This window comes from Pseudomonas sp. FG29, from assembly GCF_057809355.1.
Genome location: NZ_JBMDJU010000009.1, coordinates 102886 through 117853 on the forward strand (window position 1 = coordinate 102886; position 14968 = coordinate 117853).

General features: G+C 63.2%; 15 protein-coding genes and 3 tRNA genes. 6 read left to right on the forward strand and 12 right to left on the reverse strand.

What is annotated here, in order from left to right:
• Nucleotides 1–6: 6 nt before the first annotated feature.
• On the reverse strand, nucleotides 7–2343 hold the full coding sequence (locus ACODS1_RS12020) for a DUF1631 domain-containing protein (protein WP_489085828.1): 2337 nt from the start codon (nucleotides 2341–2343) through the stop codon (nucleotides 7–9).
• 203 nt (nucleotides 2344–2546) lie between these two features.
• On the opposite strand from ACODS1_RS12020, the gene ACODS1_RS12025 reads away from it, so the two are divergent.
• The 3 genes from ACODS1_RS12025 (at nucleotide 2547) to ACODS1_RS12035 (ending at nucleotide 2790) form a co-directional block, all read left to right on the forward strand.
• Nucleotides 2547–2622: transfer RNA gene (locus ACODS1_RS12025), tRNA-Asn, on the forward strand.
• A 9-nt stretch (nucleotides 2623–2631) separates the two neighbouring features.
• Nucleotides 2632–2708: transfer RNA gene (locus ACODS1_RS12030), tRNA-Pro, on the forward strand.
• A gap of 6 nt (nucleotides 2709–2714) precedes the next feature.
• Nucleotides 2715–2790: transfer RNA gene (locus tag ACODS1_RS12035), tRNA-Lys, on the forward strand.
• Nucleotides 2791–2861: 71 nt separating this feature from the next.
• On the opposite strand, the gene ACODS1_RS12040 is transcribed toward ACODS1_RS12035, so the two are convergent.
• From ACODS1_RS12040 to ACODS1_RS12060, 5 genes are all read right to left on the reverse strand, one after another.
• Entirely contained in the window at nucleotides 2862–4751 is a 1890-nt protein-coding gene (locus ACODS1_RS12040) for a potassium transporter Kup (protein WP_489085829.1), read from the reverse strand.
• A 34-nt stretch (nucleotides 4752–4785) separates the two neighbouring features.
• Nucleotides 4786–6087 carry an NAD(P)/FAD-dependent oxidoreductase gene (locus tag ACODS1_RS12045; RefSeq protein WP_489085830.1) on the reverse strand — a complete coding sequence of 434 codons (1302 nt, stop codon included), beginning with the start codon at nucleotides 6085–6087 and terminating at the stop codon, nucleotides 4786–4788.
• A gap of 63 nt (nucleotides 6088–6150) precedes the next feature.
• On the reverse strand, nucleotides 6151–6324 hold the full coding sequence (locus ACODS1_RS12050; protein WP_322982126.1) for a DUF3094 domain-containing protein: 174 nt from the start codon (nucleotides 6322–6324) through the stop codon (nucleotides 6151–6153).
• A 27-nt stretch (nucleotides 6325–6351) separates the two neighbouring features.
• On the reverse strand, nucleotides 6352–6867 hold the full coding sequence (locus ACODS1_RS12055; RefSeq protein ID WP_489085831.1) for an MOSC domain-containing protein: 516 nt from the start codon (nucleotides 6865–6867) through the stop codon (nucleotides 6352–6354).
• Nucleotides 6864–7493, reverse strand: coding sequence for a DUF1780 domain-containing protein (locus ACODS1_RS12060; protein WP_489085832.1), 630 nt, complete (start codon nucleotides 7491–7493; stop codon nucleotides 6864–6866). Before ACODS1_RS12060 ends, ACODS1_RS12055 begins: the two co-directional genes overlap by 4 nt.
• Nucleotides 7494–7609: 116 nt before the next feature.
• Here ACODS1_RS12060 and ACODS1_RS12065 point away from each other — a divergent pair, with 116 nt between their 5' ends.
• Nucleotides 7610–8299 carry an energy-coupling factor ABC transporter permease gene (locus tag ACODS1_RS12065; RefSeq protein ID WP_489085833.1) on the forward strand — a complete coding sequence of 230 codons (690 nt, stop codon included), beginning with the start codon at nucleotides 7610–7612 and terminating at the stop codon, nucleotides 8297–8299.
• Nucleotides 8300–8400: 101 nt separating this feature from the next.
• Nucleotides 8401–8616, forward strand: a complete 216-nt coding sequence (locus tag ACODS1_RS12070) for a hypothetical protein (RefSeq protein WP_322982130.1) — start codon at nucleotides 8401–8403, stop codon at nucleotides 8614–8616.
• 971 nt (nucleotides 8617–9587) lie between these two features.
• Here ACODS1_RS12070 and yacG read toward each other — a convergent pair.
• The 6 genes from yacG to miaB form a co-directional block, all read right to left on the reverse strand.
• A complete protein-coding gene (gene yacG / locus ACODS1_RS12075) occupies nucleotides 9588–9782 on the reverse strand; it encodes a DNA gyrase inhibitor YacG (RefSeq protein WP_322982131.1) in 195 nt (64 codons plus the stop codon).
• On the reverse strand, nucleotides 9779–10387 hold the full coding sequence (gene coaE, locus ACODS1_RS12080; protein ID WP_489085834.1) for a dephospho-CoA kinase: 609 nt from the start codon (nucleotides 10385–10387) through the stop codon (nucleotides 9779–9781). The genes yacG and coaE overlap by 4 nt, the downstream gene beginning before the upstream one ends.
• A gap of 232 nt (nucleotides 10388–10619) precedes the next feature.
• A complete protein-coding gene (locus ACODS1_RS12085; protein ID WP_322982133.1) occupies nucleotides 10620–11459 on the reverse strand; it encodes a CorC family transporter in 840 nt (279 codons plus the stop codon).
• A gap of 6 nt (nucleotides 11460–11465) precedes the next feature.
• Nucleotides 11466–11945 (reverse strand): rRNA maturation RNase YbeY, encoded by a 480-nt coding sequence (gene ybeY, locus ACODS1_RS12090; RefSeq protein ID WP_179543967.1) that lies wholly within the window; start codon nucleotides 11943–11945, stop codon nucleotides 11466–11468.
• Nucleotides 11938–12930, reverse strand: a complete 993-nt coding sequence (locus tag ACODS1_RS12095; RefSeq protein ID WP_489085835.1) for a PhoH family protein — start codon at nucleotides 12928–12930, stop codon at nucleotides 11938–11940. The genes ybeY and ACODS1_RS12095 overlap by 8 nt, the downstream gene beginning before the upstream one ends.
• Before the next feature lie 87 nt (nucleotides 12931–13017).
• Nucleotides 13018–14361 (reverse strand): tRNA (N6-isopentenyl adenosine(37)-C2)-methylthiotransferase MiaB, encoded by a 1344-nt coding sequence (gene miaB, locus ACODS1_RS12100; protein ID WP_489085836.1) that lies wholly within the window; start codon nucleotides 14359–14361, stop codon nucleotides 13018–13020.
• A 167-nt stretch (nucleotides 14362–14528) separates the two neighbouring features.
• Here miaB and ACODS1_RS12105 point away from each other — a divergent pair, with 167 nt between their 5' ends.
• On the forward strand, nucleotides 14529–14852 hold the full coding sequence (locus ACODS1_RS12105; protein WP_004424773.1) for a DUF1820 family protein: 324 nt from the start codon (nucleotides 14529–14531) through the stop codon (nucleotides 14850–14852).
• Nucleotides 14853–14968 lie beyond the last annotated feature (116 nt).

Sequence of the window (14968 nt, forward strand, 5' to 3'; positions counted from 1 at the left end):
GGCTCCTTAGCGGGGATCGGCTGTGCGCCCGGTGAAGCGCTGCAGCACACGGTAGATGGCGGTCAAGGCGCGATCCATCAGCGGAATCGCACGTTCGGGCGAAACGATACGGGCCAGGCCCTGTTCCATCTCGCTGGCCAGCAGGGTCAGGGGCTTGACCGCGACGCGCTGGCCCTGGTGATCGACGAACATGTAGTTGTGCGTCGTCGGGCTGAACCAGGACAGCTTGAGGATGCGGCTCTGGCCATTGCTGACAAATTCGAACCAGGTGCCGAATTCCAGCTTGGTCAGTTCCTGCGTCAGGGCTTGCGCGCGGGAAGACAACTCGGCGCGTGGTGGCGCCTGTCGGGCAAGCTCAGCATCCTCGCCGAGCATGGCGCCCAGCGGGCTTTCCGGCAGCGATGGTTTGAGCTGGGCGGCCAACTGTGGCTGCTTGGCCTGTACGGCATGCTGGCAGGCGACCAGATCCTGCAACAGACGGCGAATGCCGTCCTCGTGGTAGCCGCCGAGCAGTTCCAGGCCTTTGCGCAGGTCGCTGAGCAGCGGTACGCGCAGCGTCTGCAGGCGTTGCCGGCCGGCTTCATCCAGCGGCATGCCACTCCAGGCCAGCTGTTCGGCGACCTCGCAGGCGCGTCGCCATTCCTCGCTCTGTTCGCCATGGCGAAGCAGAACGAAGACCAGCACGTCAGCCCAGGTCAGCTCCAGGAAGTTACGGATGATGCCGGGCAGCTCGCGTTGCACCAGGCAGCGGCGGATTACCGCGAGCCCCTGTTCGCGGGCGCCTAGCAGGCGGTCACGACCTTTGGCCGCTTCCACGGCTCGGCGCTCGCGCAGCTCGACCTTGTGGCGCAACGTGTCGACGAACTCGTTGAATTCGCTCAGCAGGCCGTCGAACAGGTTCAGGTCACCGCTGAAACCATGGATCACCCGCTCCACGACCCAGTGCATCTTGGCCTGCAGGCCGCGTTCATCGGTTTCATTGCCATACAGCACGCCGGCTTGGGCCATGGCATTAAGTAGGCGGCGCGCCGGGTGGTGATGCTGGGTGAACAGCGCCTTGTCCTGCAGGGCGATCTTCAGATAAGGCGTGTGCAGGTGGGACAGGGCGGTCTTGCAACTGTCGGGCAGATTGGCGTCGTCGAGAATGAAGTCGAACAGCATGCCGACCAGATCGATCACATCCGCTTCCGGGTCGGACACCTTGCTCTGCTGGGCGTGGCTGCTGTGTGTGGCCAGTTGTTCCTGCAGGGCGGCCTTGAGGCCCTCGACCGGCTGCGGCTTGTGCAGGCGCTGCGCCAGTTCCTGGGCCGATTGCTGCTGCATGCGATTGAGCGCGTCGAGCAGCTCGCTGGCGCTGTAGGTGCGGTTGGCCCCACGCGGCGAGAAGCTGGCGATGCTCGGGGTGCCGCCGAGCAAGGGTTCTTCCGGATGCTTTTGGCGATGCTCGCCGAGCAGGCTGGACAGGCCGCTGAATAACGCCAGCGGGTCGCCCGGCGGTGGCGCGCTGAGATCGAGCGGCTGCGTGACCCCAGCTGAGCTGCCTGGCGAGGCGCTGGTGGCGGGCTGCGTCGGCGAAATCGGCTGGCCCGCTGCCTGGGCAGAGGCGGTCGGGGACGGCGTCGGGCGTGCCTGTTTGGCGGTGATCTGCGCACTGTACTTGAGGTTGGGCAGGATGCCCGCCTCGATCAGGCGCTGGTTGAGGGCGCCATACAGGCCTTCCAAGCTCTGCATGACATGCCGATCGAAGAGCATGTAGAGGATGGTCTTGATCTGTAGCGGAAAAGGGCAGGGCGCCAGGGCTTCACGAAAGGCCTGAGCGATGGCCTGTGGGCCGAACGGGTTGCTGTCTTCGCCGAGCTTCTGCCCGTTGTTGAGCAGCGCCAGGCGTTGCTCCAGGGCGAACAGGGCCTGGGTCGAACGCGCCTTGACCCGGCTGACCATATTGGTCACCTGCAGGGTTTCCTCGTAATCCTCGTTTTGCACCAGCGCCATTTGCTCGGCGTCCAGCGAGGTAACTGTTTGCTCCTGCAGCTTGCCGTCGAGAAAGTCGGAGAAGTTCTGGGCGATGCGCTGATGGTAACTGCGCTCGATCTGCGGGCGCTGACGGCGGATCTCACGCATGTTGTCGAAGAACAGCGTCTGAACCTTGTTGTTCTCGGCCTTTTCCGCGCATTCGAACAGGGTGTCGTCGACCTGGCCGAATACACCGGCCAAGTGTTCGGCCAGGCGATTCATCACCAGCTTGCGGCAGCTTTGCACCAGGTCGCCGAAGCGTGGCTGGATTCCTCGGCTGGCGAGGCTGACCACTTTGGAGGGCTGCGGTGGCTTGTCCTGGTTGCTCATGGACTGTCCTGAAATCGTGCTGCGGCGGCGTCTTGCCGCGGCTGCCATGCAATGCAACATATAGTAGTCCATGCTCCGACTGCAAAGCATTGTCGTAAAAGCAGTTTATGGGGGTTGACAGGGGTAATTTGCTAAGTAAAATGGCGCGCCTCTGAAGCGGTAAAGCGAAAGCCGAAACGCAGCAGAGGTTGGAATGCAGTAGTTCCGCGATAGCTCAGTCGGTAGAGCAAATGACTGTTAATCATTGGGTCCCTGGTTCGAGTCCAGGTCGCGGAGCCAAATTCCAGACGGGGTATAGCGCAGTCCGGTAGCGCGCCTGCTTTGGGAGCAGGATGTCGGGAGTTCGAATCCCCCTACCCCGACCATTTTCAGGGTCGTTAGCTCAGTTGGTAGAGCAGTTGGCTTTTAACCAATTGGTCGTAGGTTCGAATCCTACACGACCCACCATATAAAACGACGAAGCCCGCCTTGTGCGGGCTTCGTCGTTTCCGGCGTTTACGATTTCAGGTGATGCAGCGTCAGATCTCTACCTGCGTACCCAGCTCGATCACCCGGTTCAGCGGCAGGTTGAAGAAGCGCAGGCTGCTGTTGGCGTTCTTCAGCATGAATGCGAACAACACCTCGCGCCAACGTGCCATGCCGGTGCGCGGGCTGGCGATCACCGTCTCACGGCTGAGGAAGTAGGTGGTGTTCATCGGCTCGAAGTCCGGCGTCTTCAACTGGCAATGGGTCAATGCGTAGGGCACATCCGGACGTTCGGTGAAGCCGAAGTGCAGTATCACCCGATAGAAGCCCTCGCCATGCTCATGCAGCTCCATACGTTTATCCAGGCTGACTCTGGGAGTGTCCTCGTTGACCACGGTGAGCAGTACCACACGCTCATGCAGCACCTGGTTGTGCAGCAGGTTGTGCAGCAGGGCGTGAGGCACGGCATCGGCACGGGCGGTGAGGAACACTGCGGTGCCACGCACGCGCAAAGGCGGCTGACGGGCGATGCTATCGATGAATGTGGCCAGTGGCAGGGCATTGTCCAGCAGGCGCTCGACGAGGATCTCCTTGCCGCGCTTCCAGGTGACCATCAGGGTGAACAGGACGATCCCGGCGATCAGCGGAAATGCACCGCCGGCGACGATTTTTGGCAGATTGGCGGCGAAGAACAGGCTGTCGACCAGGAGGAAGCCGAGCAGTAGCGGGATCGACAGCCATTTGGGCGTTTTCCACAGCAGCAGAACCACGGCTGCTGCCAGCAGTGTGGTGATCAACATGGTGCCGGTCACCGCCACACCATAGGCTGAGGCCAGCGCGCCGGACGAGCCGAAGCCCAGTACCAGCAGCACCACGCCGATCATCAGCGCCCAGTTCACCGTGCCGACATAAATCTGCCCCTGCTCGGTTTCCGAGGTGTGCTGGATGAACATGCGCGGGATGTAGCCGAGCTGGATGGCCTGCTGGGTCAGGGAGAAGGCGCCGGAGATCACCGCCTGCGAGGCGATTACCGTGGCCAGAGTCGAGAGCAGCACCATCGGCAGCAAGGCCCAGCCCGGTGCCAGGCGGAAGAAGGGGTTATGGGCGACCTCGGGGTTGCTGAGGATCAGCGCGCCCTGGCCCAGGTAGTTGAGCAGCAGGCCCGGCAGCACCAGGTAGAACCAGGCGCGGGCGATGGGCTGGCGGCCGAAGTGGCCCATATCGGCGTACAGCGCCTCGGCGCCGGTCAGCGCCAGCACCACGGCGCCGAGAATGGCGACGCCAACGCCGGGGTGGCTGATGAAAAAATGTGCGCCCCAGTAAGGGTTGAGCGCATGCAGCACGGATGGATGCTGGGCGATGCCGTAGAGCCCGAGGCCGCCGAGGGTCAGGAACCAGATCAGCATCACCGGCCCGAAGAGGATGCCGATGCGCGCCGTGCCGTGCTTCTGGATCAGGAACAGGCTGACCAGGATCACCAGCGCCAGTGGCACGATCCAGCTATCGATGCCGTCGAAAGCCACCTCCAGCCCTTCTACCGCTGAAAGCACGGAGATGGCCGGGGTGATCATGCTATCGCCGAAGAACAGCGCGGCGCCGAACAAGCCGAGCAACAGCAGTACGCGGCGCAAGCGCGGGTAGTCGCGGGCAGCGCGCTGGGCCAGGGCGGTGAGCGCCATCACCCCGCCTTCGCCGTCGTTGTCGGCGCGCAGGATGAACAGCACGTACTTGATCGAGACGACCCATACCAGTGACCAGATGATCAGCGACAGCACACCGAGCACGCCATCGTGATTGGGTTGCACGCCGTAGTTGAACACTTCGCGCAGGGTATACAACGGGCTGGTGCCGATGTCGCCGTACACCACGCCGGTGGCGGCGATCAGCAGGGTGAGGGCGGACTGGCGTGGGGCTGAGGCGGTGTCGTGCGACAAGGTGGGCATCCTGAAGGGGCGTCCCTGCCCAGTGTAGACGGCCTCAGTGCAGCTTGAGGCGGGGCTCGGTACTGCGCCCGATGCGGTCGCTGAGCATCAGCAGGGCGGTGCGCAGCGGGCCGTAGAGGGCCATCTGATGCATGCGATAGAGCGAGACATAGAACATCCGCGCCAGCCAGCCTTCGAGCATCACGCTGCCGGTGAGATTGCCCATCAGGTTGCCCACGGCGGAGAAGCGCGACAGCGAGATCAGCGAACCGTAGTCGCGATAACGGTATTCCGGCAGCGGGCCATCGACCAGCTTCTGGCGCAGCGACTTGACCAGCATCGAGGCTTGCTGGTGCGCCGCCTGGGCGCGGGGCGGCACGTTGCGGCCGTCGCTGCCGGGCTGTGGGCAGGCGGCGCAATCGCCGAAGGCGAAGATGTCGTCATCCAGCGTGGTCTGCAGGGTCGGGCGTACCACCAGTTGATTGATGCGGTTGCTTTCCAGGCCGTCGAGCGCCTTGAGAAAGCCCGGTGCGCGGATGCCGGCGGCCCACACCTTGAGGCTGGCCTTGATGAACTGGCCATCGGCAGTCTTCAGGCCGTCGGCGGTGACTTCGCTGACGGCCGCGCCGGTCAGTACGGTGACGCCCAGCTTGAGCAGGGTCTGGTGCACGGGGGCCGCGATGCGTTCGGGCAGTGCTGGCAATACGCGCGGGCCGGCCTCGATAAGGGTGATGCGCATGTCCTCCGGACGAATCCGGTTCAGGCCGTAGGCCGCCAGTTGCTGCGCGGCATGGTGCAGCTCAGCCGCCAGTTCGACACCGGTGGCGCCGGCGCCGACGATGGCCACGTCGATCTGCGTACCCTGGGCCTGTTCGTTGGCATGGGCGCGCAGGTAGTGGCTCAGGAGCTGGCGATGGAAGCGTTCGGCTTGTGCGCGGGTGTCGAGGAACAGGCAATGCTCGGCGGCGCCCTGGGTGCCGAAGTCGTTGGTGGTACTGCCGACGGCGATCACCAGGCTGTCGTAGGCGATCTGCCGCTCGGGCATCAGCACCTTGCCGTCTTCGTCCAGCGTCGGCTCCAGGGTGATGGTCTTGCCGGCGCGGTCGAGGCCTGCCATGCGCCCGAGCTGGAATTCGAAGTGGTTCCACTTGGCCTGGGCCACGTAGTTCAGCTCGTCTTCCGACGAATTGAGCGAGCCGGCGGCGACTTCGTGCAGCAGTGGTTTCCAGATGTGGGTCAGATTGGCGTCGACCAGAATGACGCGCGCTGCGCCACTCTTGCCGAGTTTTCTACCCAGGCGGGTGGCTAGCTCCAGGCCGCCGGCGCCGCCGCCGACGATCACGATGCGATGGGTCATGATGAATGCTCACAAGGCTTTGAAAAAGGCGTTGCGAGTCGGGCCGGGCGAGCGCGAGGCAGCTCATAGCACCAGTCGACTCAGAAAACGGGCGAGGAGGCCAAGGCCGATGACCGCCGCCAGCAGGCAGGCCAACAGGCGCCAGACCCGGAAGGGTTGGCGTTCGGTCTGGTGCTGGGGGGCGCTCAGGTACTGATCGACCTTTTGCTGGTCGTCGGGGCTAAGGCGGCTGGTCATCGGGGCCTCTCTGATATGGCGGCCATTTTAGGCTTGGCCGGGCGTATTGGCGAGTATAGGTCCCAGGCTTTGCACAGCATCGCCCTGGCGAATGATGCCGCCCTGCACCACGCGTGCGGTGATACCTCCATGACCACGCATGGCCTGGAAGGTGCCCTTGCCCAGGCGGGCTTCGAGCTTGGCGCAGGGCTGGCACCAGCCGGTGGTCTCGAAGATCGCCTGGCCGATACGAAAGCGCCGGCCCTTGAGGCTGAACAGATTGATCCCGGCCACGGCGATATTGCGCCTCAGCTCGCTCGGGTGCAGAGGTGTTTCACGGCCCATGAGAGCGGCCGCTACCGCCAGGTGTTCCCACTGGATCAAGGTCACCTGCCGGGCGTTGCGAGGGCCGGGGCGGCTGTGATCGCCGGTCAGGCCCGCTTCCAGCCTGCTTTCCACGGCTTCGACCTCGAGCATTGGCGCGCCGCGTTGCGGGCGGACGCCGATCCAGCGCACCTGGCCGACCTGCGGTACCTCGGCGAGCAGTTCCTGCAAGGTGCTCATAGGCCAATCCCTACGTCGAACAACAGGCTGCGACCGAGGTTTTGGCGCAGGAATTCCGGGGCATCCGGGTGAGCGAACAGTACGCGAGCGAAGCGCGGGCCGACCATCGACAGCGAGCGCCAGCCCTGACGCAGGTATTCGGTCGGTGGCGGGAAGAAGCTGTTGCAGTCCAACTCGGCGCGCTTGAGGTTGACGAAGGCGACCAGATCCAGCTCGCCCAGGTCGATGCCGCGTTCCTGGTAGTTGTTCGCCTTCTTGCGCAGCGTTGGCGCCAGGCGTGCTTGCAGCTCGCTGGCCGGGATGCGCTTGGGGCGCGCTTCACGGCGCACCAGTTGGCTCAGCGAGAAGGCGCTGCGGCGACGTTCCAGCTCGGCGCGCCATTCGTCATTGAGGCGACGGCCCTCGTCGAGCACGAAGAACACCTCGAAGTTGGCATCACGAAACAGTACATCCGGCGGCTCCTGGCCGCTGGGGGTGAAGTCCTCGCTGCGCTGGCGCACGTTCAGCGCCTGCAGCAGCCGTTGGCAGACCCAACGCTCACGCTCCCACTTCTTGGCGTTGGAGAGAAAGGCGTTGGCCTGCTCGGCCTGATGGGTGAGCAGTCGCAGGTAGTCGGAATCGTCCATGGGCAAAGCTTAGCCGCAGCGCTGTCGTGCATGCCATCCCCGCGAGGAACTCTCGGCTTGTGAATGGCGGTGTAGACTGCGCCGTACGACTCATGACAGACGGAGCGCGTATTGAGATGATCGCTTCCAACCTGCTGGCGTTCAGCACCTTGCTGGTGGGCTGGCTGATCTATTTGCCGGTGCTGCTCTGGGCCTTGCTGCGCGCGCCCTGGGTCGAGCTGTTCAGCGATCTGCGTCGCCAGCACCTGCTGTTCGGCACCATGCTCGGCCTGTTTCTGTTGTGGCTGGTGCGGCGCGACTTCGACTCCGGCCTGTCCTACCACTTCATCGGCATGACCGCCGTGACCCTGTTGCTGGACTGGCCGCTGGCCATCCTCGCCGGCCTGGCGGCGCAGCTTGGCCTGCTCCTGCTGGGGCGTCTGGATCTGGCCGCGCTGGGCGTCAACGGCATCCTGCTAATTTTGCTCCCCGTGCTGATCACCGAACTCTGCGCGCTGTACGTCGAGCGCCGGCAGCCGCGCAATCTATTCGTCTACATCTTCTGCTGCGGCTTCTTCCCGGCGGCCCTGGCCACCCTTGTGACCTTGCTCGGTGGGCTGGCGCTGCTGTGGATGGATGGGCTATTTCCCATGCCGCCCTGGCTCGACGACTTCGTCGGCTACCTGTGGCTGATCATCTTCCCCGAGGCCTTTATCAACGGCACGGTGGTCACAGCGCTGGTGGTGTTCTATCCGGATTGGCTGGAAACCTTCAATCGCAGCCGCTATCTGCAGGCGCCATGGAAGGACAACGAGCGCGACGGTTGATCGGCTTTCATCAGCCTGCTGAATGCAGGGCTTCGCATTGATCCGAGTCAAGGTTGCTGCTGTCGCCCGCGCCATCCTGTGGCAAAACGCAGGAGGTGAACATGAGTATTCATGCATGGGCGAAGGCGGCGTTGCAGGCCGATCTGCAGGCGGCCGAGGCGCAAGGCTTTGACAGGCTGCTGGCGCTGCGCACGCTGCTGAGCGAAGTGGTGCAGATGAACAAGGCGCAGCGCGAGGTGCAGGAGCTGGCGCATGAGCTGCAGTTTCTGGCCGACAATCTTGATGATGAGCGGGAGTATGTTTTTATGCGGCCTTAGTGGCTGTTCATCTTTTGGTCGGGATGCAGGCATGGGCTCTTTGCGAGGGGGGTGATACCGGACTGGCAAGTTTGTTTGTTGTCTTTAGGCGTCTGTTCCGAATTGCCGCGTTTTTGTTGATGTTTTTGGTTTCGCCCTCCCGGGCGAGTAACTTTTGCGGGCAAAAGTAACCAAAACCCTCCGCCCGTTCATCCGGCCCTCGCTGCGCGAGGGTTCGCTCACTCCATCATCGTTCCAGAGGCCCGCCGCGAAGGGCCATCCCTGGCCCATCGCGGCTCTCGCAGCATCCATGCCGCTCAACCTCTTCCACGACGATTCCGTTCGCCCTCCTGGGCGGGCTCTGCACGCGCCTGAGCCCTAGGCAACTCTCTGGAACGCTGCATGCTTTATGGTGGCAGCCTTAGGGGGAACTCAGGAGCGTCAGCAAACAGTCCGCCGAGCCATGCCGAGTTCGGCACCACAATCCGCGTCCAATACACCCAGCGGCGTACTGCTTCCGAGCGGCAGGCGTACAGGGGCGCCCTACGCGAATGAAAGTATTGGTTTAACTCGACGGCCACATCGCAACTTCACAGCTACCAGAACACGCCGGGCGTACCTTGGAATGCCAGTTCGTTCAGACGCGCGAATTGCCCCTTCAGGAGGGTGAGTGGAATCGTTGCGCAGAGGGGCGAGCGGCATGGATGCCGCGAGAGGCGTAATGGGCCAGGGATGGCCCATGTACACCGACCCTCGGAGCAGCGATGGAGCGAACGAACCCCGGCGCAGCCGGGGCCGGATGATGGGGTGCGTTTTCTTTTGCTTACTTTTCTTTGCGCACTTCAAAGAAAAGTGAGTCGCCCGAGAGGGCGAAACCCGGAATATCCGAACACACCGTAGCGGCGTCCAGAACACCAAAAACAAACAAACTTGCCAGTCCGGTATCAACACCCCACAAGGCTGTTGCATCACTCTAGCGAGTGCGCGTCGCCTCAGTGCGGTCTGGTCGGCAGATCACCGCTGAACAGCTCATCTTCCAGCTCATTGCCAGCAATGGCATGTTCCTCGGCCGCCCAGGCGCCCAGGTCGATCAGTTTGCAGCGCTCGCTGCAGAACGGGCGATAGGTGCTCTCGGCTTTCCATTCGACGGGTGCGCCACAGGTCGGGCACTGAACGAGGGTGGTCATGGTTGGCCTCCACGCAGGGTCAGATAAAAGTCGTGCAGGCGGTCGACCTCGCGATCCAGCCAGGCCAGGTCGCGGTCGTTGCACAGCACGTCATGGGCATGGCGCAGGCGCTCTTCGCGGTCGGCCTGGGCCTTCACGATGGCGCGCACCTGCTCTTCGTTGGCGCTGTCGCGCGCCATGGTGCGTTCGATTTGCAGCGCTTCGGGAACGTCGACCACCAGCACACGCTGGGTCAGCCGATGCTGGCCGGACTCCACCAGCAGCGGCGATACCAGAATCGCGTAGGGCGACTCGGCGCGCGCCAGCACCTGCACGATCTCCTGGCCGATCAACGGATGCAGCAGGGCCTCCAGCCAGCGCCGCTCGTCGGGGGCCGCGAAGATGCGCTGGCGCAGGGCGGCGCGATCCAGCGTGCCGTCTGCTTGCAGGATCTCGGCGCCGAAGTGTTCGACGATCTTTGCCAGCGCCGGTCGGCCCGGCTCGACCACCCAGCGCGCGGCATGGTCGGCGTCCACCGTGTGTACGCCACGGTCGATGAAGGCCTGGGCGACGGCGGTCTTGCCACTGCCAATGCCGCCAGTCAGGCCGAGAATCCAGGGTTTCATGACGAGGTTGCGATCCCGTTGCGGCTCAAGGGCGCGATTGTAGGGGGGATTGCCCGAGGACGCGAATCTCGCGCCTCGGGCTAGCAGGCTGTTGAAAAACTACCTGCGTTGGCAATACTGCGTTAAAAACAGCCTCAAAATGCTCATTTACAGCACGTAAACTGCGCTTTTTCGGCTGTTTTTGCCTTGTCTTGCCTGCCTCGCCTACGTTTTTCAACGGCCTGCTGGAGGCTCAGCGATTGACCGGAGTCAGACGCAGCAGGTGGATGCGGCGGCTATCCGCGTTGAGCACGCGGAAGCGGAATTCGCCGATTTCGGTGACTTCGTTGCGCTTGGGCAGGTGGCCGAAAGCATTCATCACCAGGCCGCCGACGGTGTCGTATTCGTCGTCGGAGAAGTGACTGTCGAAAGCCTCGTTGAAGCTGTCGATGGGGGTCAGCGCCTTGATCAGGTAGTCACCGGAGGGCAGCGGCTTGATGTGGCCGTCTTCCTCGACGTCATGCTCGTCCTCGATGTCGCCGACGATCTGTTCCAGCACGTCTTCGATGGTCACCAGACCGGCGACGCCGCCGTATTCGTCGATGACCACGGCCATGTGGTTGTGGTTGGCGCGGAACTCGCGCAGCAGCACGTTGAGGCGCTTGGACTCGGGCACGAAGGTGGCCGGGCGCAGCATGTCCTTGATGTTGAAGTTGGGCTGGTCGCCCTGCAGGATCAGCGGCAGCAGATCCTTGGCGAGGAGGATGCCGATGACGTCGTCGAGGCTTTCGCCGATTACCGGGTAGCGCGAGTGGGCGGCCTCGATGATCGCCGGGAGAAACTCCTGCGGCGTCTGAGTGGCCTTGATGCTGATCATCTGCGAGCGAGGCACCATGATGTCGCGTACCTGCAGGTCGGCGACCTGAATGGCGCCTTCGACAATGGCCAGCGCTTCGCTGTCGAGCAGTTTGTTCTGGTGGGCTTCGCGCAGGACTTCCAGCAGTTCCTGGCGGTTTCTCGGCTCATGAGCAAAAGCGTGGGTCAGCTTGTTGAACCAGGACTTCTGCTCGTTGCTCGATCGGTCTTCGCTCATGGCGTTTTACTCGGGGTCCTTTTCATTAGGAGATTCATCACCGGCATATGGATCGGGGTGACCCAATTCGGCGAGCAATTGTCGTTCCAGATCTTCCATCTCGAGGGCTTCGTCTTCCTCGATATGGTCATAGCCCAGCAGGTGCAGGCAGCCGTGGATCACCAGGTGCGCCCAGTGCGCCTCCAGCGCCTTGCCTTGCTCGGCTGCTTCGCGCTCGACCACCGGCACGCAGATCACCAGATCGCCGAGCAGCGGAATGTCGAGAATGCCGTCGGGAATCTCGGCGGGGAAGGACAGCACGTTGGTGGCGTAGTCCTTGTGCCGCCAGGTGTGGTTCAGTTCGCGGCCTTCGGCTTCGTCGACCAGGCGGATGGTCAGCTCCGAATCGGCTGTGCGCTGGCGCAGCGCCAGTTCGCACCAGCGGCGCAGCTGCGCCTCGTCCGGATGCTGGCCGTCAGTGGCCAGTTGCAGGTCAAGCTCAAGCATCGTGGCTGTCGCCCTTGCCGTTCAGGCGCGCGTCGTGGCGCTCGTAGGCCTCGACGATGCGCTGCACCAGCGGGTGGCGCACGACGTCCTTGGGCTTGAAGTGGGTGAAGCTGATGCCGGGCACGTCACGCAGTACTTCGATCACATGCGCCAGACCGCTCTTGGTGCCGCGCGGCAGGTCGACCTGGGTGATGTCGCCGGTGATCACGGCGGTGGAGCCGAAACCGATACGGGTAAGGAACATCTTCATCTGCTCGACGGTGGTGTTCTGACTCTCGTCGAGAATGATGAAGCTGTTGTTAAGCGTGCGGCCGCGCATGTACGCCAGCGGCGCAATCTCGATCACCTGCTTCTCGATCAGCTTGGCGACGTGTTCGAAGCCGAGCATTTCATAGAGTGCGTCGTACAGCGGTCGCAGGTAGGGGTCGATCTTCTGTGCCAGGTCGCCGGGCAGGAAGCCGAGTTTCTCGCCGGCTTCCACCGCGGGGCGCACCAGCAGGATGCGCCGCACCTGCTCGCGCTCCAGCGCATCCACTGCACAGGCGACAGCCAGGTAGGTCTTGCCGGTACCGGCCGGGCCGATGCCGAAGTTGATGTCGTTGTCGAGGATCGCCTTGACGTAGCGCTGCTGGTTGGCACCACGCGGCTTGATCACGCCCTTCTTGGTGCGCAATGTAACCTGCGGCAGGTTGCTGGGGTTGACCAGCTCCTCGACGCCGGACTCCTGCAAATACAGGTGCACCAGGTCGGGCGACAGCTCGGTGGCTTTGGTTTCGCGGTACAGCTTGCGCAGCAGGGTTTCGGCGGCCCGGGTCTTGTCGGCGGCGCCGAGCATCTCGAACTGATTGCCACGGTTGCGGATTTCCAGGCCGAGGCGCTCTTCGATCAGGCGCAGGTGCTCGTCGAACTGGCCGCAGAGGTTGGCGAAACGGCGGGCCTCGAAAGGTTCGAGGGTGAAACGATGGGGTTCTAGGGAAGCGTTCAAGGTGATGGTGTGATCGTCACTTGGCTAGGTAGGGAAAGGCAGCATAACGCTGGCCGCCGACAACGCAAAGTGTCGGCGGCTGCGTCTTTAGTGGAGGGTGTCGGTATCGAGCAGGGTGCCGCGCAGCGAGTGCGGCAGGGCGTCGTCGATGTGCACGTCGACGAACTGGCCGATCAGGCGCGGGTTATCGCAACGGAAGTTGACGATGCGGTTCTGCTCGGTGCGGCCCTGGAGCATGCCCGGGTCTTTCTTCGAGTAGTCGCTGACCAGGATGCGCTGCACCGTGCCGACCATGCGCCGGCTGTTCTCGAAACCGTTCTGGCTGATGCGGTGCTGCAGCAGGGCCAGGCGTTGCTTCTTCACCTCTTCCGGGGTGTCGTCGACCAGATCGGCAGCCGGTGTGCCCGGGCGCGAGCTGTAGATGAAGGAGAAGGAGAAGTCGAAACCGACGTCCTCGATCAGCTTCATGGTCTGCTCGAAATCCTTCTCGGTCTCGCCGGGGAAGCCGACGATGAAGTCCGAGCTGATCAGGATGTCCGGGACGGCGGCGCGCAGCTTGCGGATGCGCGACTTGTACTCCAGCGCGGTGTGGTTGCGCTTCATCGCCGCGAGGATGCGGTCGGAGCCGGACTGCACTGGCAGGTGCAGGTACTTCACCAACTGCGGGATCTCGGCATGGGCGGCGATGATCGCGTCGGAGAACTCCAGCGGGTGGCTGGTGGTATAGCGGATGCGCTCGACGCCATCGAGGGCCGCCACGGCATGCAGCAGCTCGGCGAAATCGGCGATATGACCGTCCGGCGCTTCGCCACGGTAGCCGTTGACGTTCTGCCCGAGCAGGGTGACTTCCTTCACGCCCTTCTCGGTCAGGGAGGTGATTTCCATGAGCACATCGACCAGCGGGCGGCTGACTTCCTCGCCGCGGGTGTAGGGCACCACGCAGAAGGTGCAGTACTTGCTGCAGCCTTCCATCACCGAGACGAAGGCGCTGGGGCCGTCGACGCGCGGCTCGGGCAGGCGGTCGAATTTCTCGATCTCGGGGAAGCTGATGTCCACCTGGGCGGTCTTGGTGGTACGCGCGGCGTCGATCATTTCCGGCAGGCGGTGCAGGGTCTGCGGGCCGAATACCACGTCGACATAGGGCGCGCGGTCGCGGATCGCTGCGCCTTCCTGGCTGGCCACACAGCCGCCGACACCGATCACCAGATCCGGGTTGGCCTGCTTCAGCTCGCGCCAGCGGCCGAGCTGGGAGAATACCTTGTCCTGCGCCTTCTCACGGATCGAGCAGGTATTGAGCAGGATCACGTCCGCTTCTTCGGGTTTTTCCGTGACCTCCAGGGCCTGATGCTCGCCCAGCAGGTCGACCATGCGCGAGCTGTCGTACTCGTTCATCTGGCAACCGTGGGTTTCGATATAGAGCTTCTTGGTCATGGCACTGTCTGAGGTGGTTAAAAAATGACCGCGCATTATAGGGGAGAGGTAGGCGACAGGCTACAGGCGGCAGTTCCCTAGCCCGGATTGCATCCGGGCTACGCCTGCTTGCAGCTTCCGACCTTGTGCTATCCTGCGCGCCCCGTTTTTCCTGATTTCGAGCCTTCATGAGCAAGCGTGATCCCATCTACAAGGTGATTTTCCTCAACCAGGGCCAGGTGTACGAGATGTACGCCAAGCAGATCTTTCAGAGCGATCTGTGGGGGTTTCTGGAGGTGGAGGAATTCGTCTTCGGTGAGCGCAGCCAACTGGTGGTCGACCCCAGCGAGGAGAAGCTCAAGGCACAGTTCGAAGGCGTGGTACGCAGCTTCGTGCCGATGCACGCGATCATCCGCATCGACGAGGTGGAGCGCCTGGGCACGGCGAAGATCAGCGAAGCCAAGGGCGGTGGCAACGTGATGCCATTCCCCATGCCGATGCCGGACAAATAAGCGACAAGTTGCAAGTAGGGTGGGCTTTAGCCCACCGGCGGTATCGAGAGGCTATATTGGTGGGCTGAAGCGGAGTGCCGCCCGGCCCACCCTACGGCTGAAGCGGATCAGCCCTG

Coding starts and splice junctions, on each gene's coding strand:
- miaB (WP_489085836.1), bottom strand. CDS start 14,361: ATGACCAAGAAGCTCTATATCGAAACCCACGGTTGCCAGATGAACGAG.
- ACODS1_RS12085 (WP_322982133.1), bottom strand. CDS start 11,459: ATGAGCGAAGACCGATCGAGCAACGAGCAGAAGTCCTGGTTCAACAAG.
- ACODS1_RS12045 (WP_489085830.1), bottom strand. CDS start 6,087: ATGACCCATCGCATCGTGATCGTCGGCGGCGGCGCCGGCGGCCTGGAG.
- ACODS1_RS12065 (WP_489085833.1), top strand. CDS start 7,610: ATGATCGCTTCCAACCTGCTGGCGTTCAGCACCTTGCTGGTGGGCTGG.
- ACODS1_RS12105 (WP_004424773.1), top strand. CDS start 14,529: ATGAGCAAGCGTGATCCCATCTACAAGGTGATTTTCCTCAACCAGGGC.
- ACODS1_RS12020 (WP_489085828.1), bottom strand. CDS start 2,343: ATGAGCAACCAGGACAAGCCACCGCAGCCCTCCAAAGTGGTCAGCCTC.
- coaE (WP_489085834.1), bottom strand. CDS start 10,387: ATGAAACCCTGGATTCTCGGCCTGACTGGCGGCATTGGCAGTGGCAAG.
- ACODS1_RS12040 (WP_489085829.1), bottom strand. CDS start 4,751: ATGCCCACCTTGTCGCACGACACCGCCTCAGCCCCACGCCAGTCCGCC.
- ACODS1_RS12050 (WP_322982126.1), bottom strand. CDS start 6,324: ATGACCAGCCGCCTTAGCCCCGACGACCAGCAAAAGGTCGATCAGTAC.
- ACODS1_RS12055 (WP_489085831.1), bottom strand. CDS start 6,867: ATGAGCACCTTGCAGGAACTGCTCGCCGAGGTACCGCAGGTCGGCCAG.
- ybeY (WP_179543967.1), bottom strand. CDS start 11,945: ATGCTTGAGCTTGACCTGCAACTGGCCACTGACGGCCAGCATCCGGAC.
- yacG (WP_322982131.1), bottom strand. CDS start 9,782: ATGACCACCCTCGTTCAGTGCCCGACCTGTGGCGCACCCGTCGAATGG.
- ACODS1_RS12070 (WP_322982130.1), top strand. CDS start 8,401: ATGAGTATTCATGCATGGGCGAAGGCGGCGTTGCAGGCCGATCTGCAG.
- ACODS1_RS12060 (WP_489085832.1), bottom strand. CDS start 7,493: ATGGACGATTCCGACTACCTGCGACTGCTCACCCATCAGGCCGAGCAG.